Below are 8,883 nucleotides of genomic sequence, written 5' to 3'. Positions count from 1 at the left end.
TTAGTCTTTTTAGAAAAGACAGCAAACCCCGATCAGAAATGATCGGGGTTTTTTCGTGTGGGCGAAAGAAAAGTCTGTAAGAAAAGCAAAACAACAAAGTAGCTTGCAGGCCCCCCCTGATTCCATCTGCTATCTATCGCCGCAGCGCACAGAAGTGAAACGGCTCAGCGCCGATGGTAGTGTGGGGTCTCCCCATGTGAGAGTAGGGTATCGTCAAGCGCCTATTTAGTCTTTTTAGAAAAGACAGCAAACCCTGATCAGCAATGGTCAGGTTTTTTTCGTGTGGGTGGAAGAAAAGTCTGTAAGAAAAACAAAATCACAAAGTAGCTTGCAGGAACCCCCTGATCCTGAGTGAGGCTTGCACAAGGTGAGCAAAGAGAGGCGTCGATACCAGTTTATTTACGCAGCTGTATTTACTGTTGCCTTGATAGTTATTACTCACCTATCGATCTAAAAATATCCCCTGGGTGGTATATATCCAATATACAGATCAGTCGTATCTTATTAACCATCGAAAAAGCCGAGAATCGACATTATTTTGATGAATTGGCAACGATATCACAACAAGCCTGCCCGCAGGCTCGAAGAATTATTAGTGATACTGAGGTTTATTATGACTGCACCTTCGCATACCAGTTCTTATTACGCTGCATCGGCGAATGATAAAAACATCCGACCTGAGCTGACCGGAGAAGTAACCGCTGACGTATGTGTCATAGGTGCCGGTTTTACGGGTCTATCAACGGCCATTCATCTGGCGGAAAGTGGCTTTAAAGTTGTTGTAGTTGAAGCAAGTCGCATCGGTTTTGGTGCTTCTGGCCGCAATGGCGGTCAGATCGTACACAGCTACAGCCGTGATATGGACTTTATCACTAAACACTATGGCAAACAGACCGGCGATGAGATGGGGGCGATGGCCTTTGAAGGTGGCAAGATTATTCGCCGCTTGGTGAAAGATTACAACATTCAATGTGACCTGAAAGATGGCGGTATCTTTGCAGCCTGTAATAGCAAGCAGCTGAAAGAGCTTGAAGGGAAAAAAGCCCTGTGGGAATCCCATGGGCACACTGAGCTAGAGATGCTGACTGAGTCGAGTATTCAGCAGTATGTCGGCACTGATCGTTATAGTGGTGGACTGCTGGATAAGTCCGGTGGTCACTTTCATCCACTGAATCTTGTACTGGGTGAGGCTGCAGCTTTTGAATCTCTGGGAGGGGTGATTTATGAGGCCTCTCCTGTAACCCGGGTAGAGGAAGGTGCTAAAGCCAAAATTCACTCTGCCCGTGGTTGTGTCACGGCAGACTATGTTGTTGTAGCGGGTAACGCTTATCTAAATGGCCTGATTCCTAAGCTGGAACAGAAAGCGATGCCCTGTGGTACTCAGGTGATCACTACTGAACCTCTAAGCGAGCAGCAACAGAAAGAGTTATTGCCACAGGATAACTGCGTTGAAGATTGTAACTATCTGTTGGACTACTTCCGCCTGTCTGGCGATGGTCGTCTGATCTACGGTGGTGGTGTAACGTACGGTGCCCGTGAGCCAAGCAAGATCGAGTCTCTGATCGTGCCTAAGATGCTGAAAACTTTTCCTCAGCTAAAAAACACCCGTATTGATTACGCCTGGACCGGCAACTTCCTGTTGACTCTGATGCGCCTGCCACAGTTTGGCCGTATTGGCACCAATATCTACTATGCACAAGGTTACAGTGGTCATGGTGTCACCAGCTCACACTTGGCAGGTCGTGTGCTATCTGACGCGATCCAGGGGCAGGCAGAGCGTTACGATGTGTTTGCCAGCCTGCCGCAGTACCCATTCCCAGGTGGCCGTGCCTTCCGCGTGCCTTATACCGCCATCGGTGCAGCTTATTACAACCTGCGCGACAAACTGGGTATCTAATAAACACTATAATTCGACCCTGTTCCCAGTGATGAGCATCTTCTCTCTGAAGCTTAGCTCGAATGAAGGTGCGGCATATACCCCTATGGCTGCACCTAATAATGATAAAAAGTTTTGAAAAATCGATAAAAAGTATAACTAAGGTTCTGTTATGAGTAGTGAAATAGTTCATCCAATAATGGATCGGGAAAACTCCGGTATGGGGGTGAAAAGCTCGCCAACTACTTGGTTGGTTTTCTACGGTTTAATCTTTGCGGGCTTTGCCTATCTCTCGACACTTCATGTTGAAGGCGAGTCCTTCGGCTTTCACAGCATCCTTCCTGTCAGTTTTATTCTGATCGTTGCAGCTATCAGCCGAAAGGCGCTTGAAGCACTTTTTGCGGGTATTATCGCAGGTCTGTTGTTGTTGGATCCCGTCAATATCTTTACCAGTCTGGGTGATGTCTCCATGAATGTGGTAATGGATGAAACCATTGCCTGGATCGTGCTGGTGTGTGGCATGATGGGCGGTCTGATCAATATTCTGGAGCGTGGTGGTGCGGTTCTGAGCTTTGGTGATATGCTGGCCAGTCGTGTTAAAAGCAAGCGTAGTACCATGGTGACTACAGTTGTTCTTGGAATGCTGGTTTTCATCGATGATTACCTGAACTCTCTGGCGGTGTCTTCATCAATGAAGAGCTTGACTGACCGCTATAAGATCTCTCGCGAGAAGCTGGCTTTTCTTGTGGACTCTACTGCTGCCCCTGTCTGTATTCTGGTGCCTATCTCTACCTGGGCAGTGTATTTCGCTGCTCTGCTGGAAGAGAATGGTGCTGCCGCCGAGGGAGCCGGTATGTCTTTGTACATGCAGGCTATTCCCTTTATGGCCTATGGCTGGATCGCATTATTGGTCGTATTTCTAGTGGCTTCTGGTTTGTTAGGAGACCTAGGGGCAATGAAGGATGCGGAGAAGCGTGCTCAAGCTGGTCAACCTATTCCTGATGGTATTAAGCAAGACGGCTTCGATACCTCCCATACAAAAGCAGTAAAGCCTGTTGTTGGCCTATTTAACTTTCTGGCACCTATGGCTGTACTGGTTGCAGCCAGCGTTTACTACGAAATTGATCTGCTGCTGGGCGCACTGGTTGCATCTACTTTTACCATCGTGCTGTACTTCTGGCAGAATCTGCTGAGCTTCACACAACTGGTTGAGTCTATGATTGACGGCTTCCGTGTGATGCTGCACCCAATTGCAACTGTATGTGCGGGCTTTATGCTGAAAGAGGTCAATGACCAACTGGGCATGACCCCTTATATCATCGATACGTTGGCCCCTTTCTTGTCTAAAGAGATGATGCCCGCGCTGATCTTTGCCACCATGGCAGCGGTTGTATTCGCCACCGGTTCAAGCTGGGGGGTCTATATCATCACACTGCCAATCGTAGTGCCTATGGCGATGACTCTGGATATCAATATGCCGTTGGTTGTCGGTGCGCTGCTATCATCTTCTGCTTTTGGCAGTCACGCCTGTTTCTTTAGTGACTCCACTGTACTATCGGCACAGGGCTCCGGTTGTACCCCAATGCAGCACGCAGTGACTCAAATTCCTTACGTGGCTTTGGGTGCACTAATGACCTTCTTCGTATTCGTAGCTCTGGGCTTTGCCTTGGCCTAATCCTCTTTAACTGAACGCTTCACTGGTGCCTCTGCTTCTTACTGAAGTGGGGGTACTTCGTGTTTATGCTGATAAAAAATAGTTGTTTCCGACAAGGCTTTTGATCTGTAGATCAAAAGCCTTGTCGGAGTCTCCTTTTACTGCAACTAAATAAATATAAAACATGGAGTTTTTATGGTTATCCGATCTCATCGGGCGGCTTTACTGATATTGTCTGCCGTTAGTTTTGTCTGGGGCGCGGAGTTTGTACTAATTGATATGGCAGTAGAACAGATGCCTGTACACACTTTTAACGCTTTTCGTTTTACTCTGGCCGGGTTATCACTGATTCCCTTGCTAATCCTTTCCAAAGAGTTGATCCGGCCCGATCAGTTTTGGCCTTTGCTGCAAAAAGGCGCCATTCTGGGGTTTATGCTGTTTGTAGGCTTTTACGCGCAAACAGAGGGTTTGCGCCATACCAGCGTGTCTAATGCCGGTTTTATCACAGGCCTAAACGTGCCTTTAGTGCCTGTACTGGGTTTCCTGATCTTTAGAACAAAGGTCGCCAGAACAGTTTGGTTAAGTGTACTTTTAGCCACCGTGGGTCTATATATGCTGACTATGGGCGACAAGTTAGAGTTTAACAAAGGTGACTTGATGGTCTTGGTCTGTGCCTTTGCTTTTGCCATTCATATTGTGATGACCGGACGTTATGTGGATCATTTACCGGTAGTAGCGCTCAGTGTCGTACAGCTGCTGGCGGTAGGCTTTTACAGTATAGCCGGAGCGGTTTTGTCGTCAGAACCGGCTTTTTATTATCTGGAAGCCCAGCCGATGACCTGGGTCGATCAACTGATCGATCCTTTGATTATTGCGGCAATTCTGGTAGCCGGTTTATTGGGTACTGCTTTTGCCTATTGGGGCCAGTCAGCCTGTCAGAAAATTTTACCGGATTATAAAGTTGCTTTGGTCTTTGCTACAGAACCCGTCTTTGCATATATCACTGCCTGGCTGGTGTTAAGTGAGACTTTAGGTTTTATCGGTATTCTTGGTGCAATAGGCATTATTGCGGGTATGTTAGTGGCAGAGCTGGGGGATAGAAGGCATCCTCTAGAAGTCCAGGTACTTGATCAAACTGTAGCGCCTAAGTAAGCACTGGTACAAGAGTCTTTGACATTTATGCTGTTATTCTCTCAGGCCACCGCCTGGAGAGAATAGAAATATTTATATTGGGTGCATAGCCATTAATGCTTGGCTTCACTAATGCAGATAATAGAGGAATGAGTATTCGTTTTTAGTTTATTGACTGGGCCTCGTAGTTTCTTATGGAAAACTGCGAGGCCTTTAATTATTTTATGCTTTTATCTTACTCTCCTCAGATCCAACCAAGCAGTTGCCACCATAGATAGTTAAGAGGTAACAACAACAGAATTGTAGCGGCGGCTAAATAGAGACACAGTTTAGCCGCATGACCAATAGCTACTCCACCTAGAGGTAGAGCCATCAGTAAGGGGACTGACTGGTAGGGGAGTACCACTGTTGAGAAACCAAAAACTTGTGTCATCAAAACGGCTTCCAAACTAAAACCGGTATTAGCGCTCAGTTGTTCTGCCATCGGTGTAAGTAAAGCAGGAACCGATGCCAGGGTTCCGCTAATTCCGACAAAAAGTGCAGTCATGGATAAAGCGATAAAGTTCTGTAGATCATCACCTTGTTGTAAGGGCAGTTTATCGACTAACTGATCAGCCAGCAGTGCCCCCAGTCCCGTATGGTTAATGATAGCTCCAAGAGCCAATAAGCCCGAAACCACCAGTAATGAGTTTACATTCACCTTTCTACTAAAACTATCCTGACTAACTAAGCCAATTTTAGGCATTAGCAGTAAAGTCGCTGCTGCTAAGCCTACCCAAGCGGATGAGATATGGTGAATAGAATCCGTTACCCACATCAGCAGGGTTACTGACATAACGGCTATCAGCATATATTCATTTCGACTGACTCTTTCGGAGCTTTTTTGCTGATTACTGGCTTTAGGCTGATCAGGATAAAGCCATAGAATCAGCGCTATCAACAGAACTGATTTCAAGGCCCCCAGGACAGGAAAATGCAGAAGAAGGTATTCCGCATATTTAGGTGTCCATTGATGGATAGTTTCTGCTGTGCCTATCATGACCATATTAGGGATATTGGCTGGTAATATGGCAAAGGTTGGGATATGGCAGCCAAAGGCAGCAGCTAACACCAGTCCTATACGGCCATTGCTGTTGTCATCAAAACCGCAGTTGCAGGCAATGGCTACTACAATTGGCATCAGGACTACCACACGGCCTACGGAAGAGGGCATGACAAAACCCAATAGAATACCAATGACCACGATGCCGGTGACAAGCTGCAGATAACCTGAGTCTAACTTATGGGAAAATACACTGGCCATGCGTGCAGCCAGTCCTGTTTCTGTAATTGCGATGCCGATCACTAAACCTGAGAAAATTAGCCAGCAGGCAGTAGAAGCAAAACCGGAAAAAACAACATCAGCTGGTGCAATGGATAGCAGCATGGCCAACACCATGAGTAATAATGCTGTAATAGGTTCAGGAATCACACTGGTGGCAAACAGAACTATAATGCTTGCAACCAGTGTGGCTGATGTAGATTGGTTAAAGTCCAGATAGCTTGCTACTGGACTTATGAAAAAGGTTGCACATATGACTGTAATCAAGCTGAGTGCCAGTACCGGCTTGATGCTTGATGGCTGAAGCTTGGTTAACCGGGCTAATAAACTCAGTTTGGGTTGATTCATATTGTTTTCGCTCAACATAATCACCTCCTGTGGGAATTAGTATAATGACTCGTCAGAGTCCGCTGAACCCATTATGCCGCTAATTAAGAAGTGACGAAGGCGATAAAATGCCAAATAATATCGAATATAGGACAAATAATCAGGTGGTTAGGTCACCGTGTGCTCCTAGGAACAGATCCAACATTGGAGGGTTAGATAACCCCAAATGTCCAATTTTAGGCATTAAAGACACTATCTTATCTAGCAATGAGTTGGACTCTCATCGTCATATTCGTGGGCAACTGGCTTATGCCACAGCCGGAATCATCAAAGTTTATACTGAGGACGGTTGTTGGGTGATTCCATCCTCTCAGGCCGTATGGATTCCAGGTAATATGAGTCACTCGGTCACCGCTGAGGTCGATGCAGAAATCCGGCACCTGTTTGTTGATCCGGCTTGTTTAGGCCGATTCCCCAATCAGTGCAGCGTGTTAGATATGACGCCTTTACTCAGGGAACTTATTATGCGGGTAGCTGACTTTGGTGCGGACTATGAAACAGATAGTCCTGCAGCAAGAATTTGTGCTGTTATTCTTGATGAGCTTGAAGGTTTGAAACCCTCTTTGTTGTATCTGCCTGGTGCAGAAGATCGTCGTTTGCAGAAAGTGATGCAGGCGATGATTCAAAAGCCACAAGCTGAGCTTGGATTGAACCATTGGGCGGACTATGCCGGAGCCAGTATACGCACTCTGAGTCGATTATTTATTAAAGAAACAGGGATGAGTTTTCAGCAATGGCGTAAGCAATTATTACTTCAGGTTGCAGTTCATCGTTTGGAGCAAGGCACTAGTGTGACAGAGGTTTCCATTGAACTGGGTTATAAGAGCAATAGTGCTTTTGTGGCCATGTTTCGTCAGGCTCTTGGTAAAACGCCTGGTCGTTATTTCAAAAAAATGGTTCTTTAACAGTAGGTTTTAACAATATTCTCTCATATATCACCCAGGCTTGATAATGAAGTGTTTGATGAGGGAGTCATATCAAACACTCATCTTTATCTTTGCTATACATGTCGGTGATAACCTGAGACAGGCTTAGGCGACCAGGTTTTCATTGTGATCGATATGTTCCATCAGTTGTTCTAAAAGGGCATGGCGTTCAATCAGACCGATCACTTTACCCTCCTTTACCACGGGTAAAATACTGCGGTGATTTTTTAGAAAAGTTTCAGCAATATCCACGATATTAGCTTCCGGGCCAATACTCTCAACTTCTGTAGTCATGCGATCTCTAACCAGTTCGCCGACACTGGTGTAATAACTCCCCATTAGGGTGCCGCGCATACAATCCGCTTCTGAGATAAAGCCCACCAGATGCTGTTCCTGGTCGACTACAGGAGCACCGGATACTTTCGCTGATAATAGTTTGCGCAGTGCTCGAATCACACCGGTATCAGGCTCAATAGCAAGTGGGGCTGGATCCATAAAATCCTTGGCTTTAATGTTTTGCATAACAAGCTCCTAATTGGGCATAAAGTGAGCAAGAAAATTCTTCGTGCTGTACCTGTGCTATCGCAAAGAATAGGCCAAAAGTTTAGGTTTTTATTTTGTTGTTTAATTTCAGTTGGTTGGGTCGTTTACAGAGGGATGAAGTTAATACAGCACGGTTAAATCACGTATATAAATGATGCAGTGTCGGTTTGGATTTTAAAAAAACGCACGCCTTAGGTGCGCTTTTAAAAGTCTGGAATGGATCAGGAAGCGTTTCCAGGTTGAGTGAAAAGTACTGGCTGGATATATCAGCTAAGATGCTGTAGTGACACCTCAGTATTATCCACTATTTTTCTCATCACAAAACTGGAATGAACACCGGTAACCCCTGGAATTTGAGTGATAGTATCAAGCAGGAACTTTTGGTAGTACTCCATATCCGGTACGATGACTTTGACGGTGTAATCGGCGGATTGACCGGTGACCAGATAACATTCCACCACTTCCGGGCAGTTACGCACGGTTTTATCAAACTCTTCAAAACGATCCGGTGTATGGCGATCCAGTGCGATCTGGATATAAGCGGTGAGCTTCAAATCCAGCTGTGATTGGTTTAATCGTGCAACATAGCGATCAATATAGCCGTCTTCTTCCAACTGTTTGACCCGGCGTGAGCAGGGGGAGGGGGACAGGCCTACTTTCTCTGCCAGATCCTGATTACTGATACTGCTGTCTTTTTGCAGTTCATCCAAAATTCTTCTATCGGTGCGATCCAGCTTCATAAATTAGCCCTGATTTGCTTAAAACTACGAAATATACGGTTAATATAGCGTGCTATTTTTGGAGCTTGCAATAATATTGCGTATTTATTTTTAATGGTGAATAAAAATTGTCCAAAAATCCATTTTTTCTCTAATATTCGCAATCTTTATGCGCAGACATTGCTATATACTTGTTTTCGTTGGCAGAAATTAGCCAATGTGTCCCACAAGGACGCGTTTTTTGTGTGGTATAGCGCTCCACAAGAGCCTGCTGATAAGGGCAGCGTATTGCACCTGCCAACATATTTAATTTTGCTGTGATGATA

7 protein-coding genes are annotated in these 8,883 nt (G+C 45.6%); 4 read left to right on the top strand and 3 right to left on the bottom strand.

The annotated features are described in order from the left end of the window. Window positions 1-613: 613 nt before the first annotated feature. From H579_RS0113605 to H579_RS0113595, 3 genes are all read left to right on the top strand, one after another. Entirely contained in the window at window positions 614-1,897 is a 1,284-nt protein-coding gene (locus tag H579_RS0113605) for an NAD(P)/FAD-dependent oxidoreductase (RefSeq protein ID WP_028301146.1), read from the top strand. 151 nt (window positions 1,898-2,048) lie between these two features. Then, on the top strand, window positions 2,049-3,551 hold the full coding sequence (locus H579_RS0113600) for a Na+/H+ antiporter NhaC family protein (RefSeq protein ID WP_028301145.1): 1,503 nt from the start codon (window positions 2,049-2,051) through the stop codon (window positions 3,549-3,551). Between the two features lie 174 nt (window positions 3,552-3,725). Beyond that, on the top strand, window positions 3,726-4,682 hold the full coding sequence (locus H579_RS0113595; RefSeq protein ID WP_028301144.1) for a DMT family transporter: 957 nt from the start codon (window positions 3,726-3,728) through the stop codon (window positions 4,680-4,682). Window positions 4,683-4,905: 223 nt separating this feature from the next. On the opposite strand, the gene H579_RS0113590 is transcribed toward H579_RS0113595, so the two are convergent. Beyond that, complete coding sequence (locus tag H579_RS0113590; protein ID WP_245583275.1) at window positions 4,906-6,348, bottom strand: SLC13 family permease; 1,443 nt, start codon at window positions 6,346-6,348, stop codon at window positions 4,906-4,908. A 233-nt stretch (window positions 6,349-6,581) separates the two neighbouring features. Here H579_RS0113590 and H579_RS0113585 point away from each other — a divergent pair, with 233 nt between their 5' ends. Beyond that, complete coding sequence (locus H579_RS0113585) at window positions 6,582-7,274, top strand: AraC family transcriptional regulator (protein WP_245583274.1); 693 nt, start codon at window positions 6,582-6,584, stop codon at window positions 7,272-7,274. 126 nt (window positions 7,275-7,400) lie between these two features. On the opposite strand, the gene H579_RS0113580 is transcribed toward H579_RS0113585, so the two are convergent. Both H579_RS0113580 and H579_RS0113575 read right to left on the bottom strand, forming a co-directional pair. Continuing rightward, on the bottom strand, window positions 7,401-7,817 hold the full coding sequence (locus H579_RS0113580; RefSeq protein WP_028301141.1) for a CBS domain-containing protein: 417 nt from the start codon (window positions 7,815-7,817) through the stop codon (window positions 7,401-7,403). A gap of 287 nt (window positions 7,818-8,104) precedes the next feature. Beyond that, complete coding sequence (locus H579_RS0113575; RefSeq protein WP_028301140.1) at window positions 8,105-8,578, bottom strand: Lrp/AsnC family transcriptional regulator; 474 nt, start codon at window positions 8,576-8,578, stop codon at window positions 8,105-8,107. Window positions 8,579-8,883 lie beyond the last annotated feature (305 nt).

This window comes from Oceanospirillum beijerinckii DSM 7166, from assembly GCF_000422425.1.
Lineage (GTDB): Bacteria > Pseudomonadota > Gammaproteobacteria > Pseudomonadales > Halomonadaceae > Oceanospirillum > Oceanospirillum beijerinckii.
The sequence above is the reverse complement of the archived record's forward strand: the minus strand, read 5'-3'. Positions and strand labels throughout refer to the sequence as shown.

Bases quoted from the DNA above. Each gene is read 5' to 3' on its own strand.
- H579_RS0113605 (WP_028301146.1), top strand. From the start codon at position 614: ATGACTGCACCTTCGCATACCAGTTCTTATTACGCTGCATCGGCGAAT.
- H579_RS0113600 (WP_028301145.1), top strand. From the start codon at position 2,049: ATGAGTAGTGAAATAGTTCATCCAATAATGGATCGGGAAAACTCCGGT.
- H579_RS0113595 (WP_028301144.1), top strand. From the start codon at position 3,726: ATGGTTATCCGATCTCATCGGGCGGCTTTACTGATATTGTCTGCCGTT.
- H579_RS0113590 (WP_245583275.1), bottom strand. From the start codon at position 6,348: ATGTTGAGCGAAAACAATATGAATCAACCCAAACTGAGTTTATTAGCC.
- H579_RS0113580 (WP_028301141.1), bottom strand. From the start codon at position 7,817: ATGCAAAACATTAAAGCCAAGGATTTTATGGATCCAGCCCCACTTGCT.
- H579_RS0113575 (WP_028301140.1), bottom strand. From the start codon at position 8,578: ATGAAGCTGGATCGCACCGATAGAAGAATTTTGGATGAACTGCAAAAA.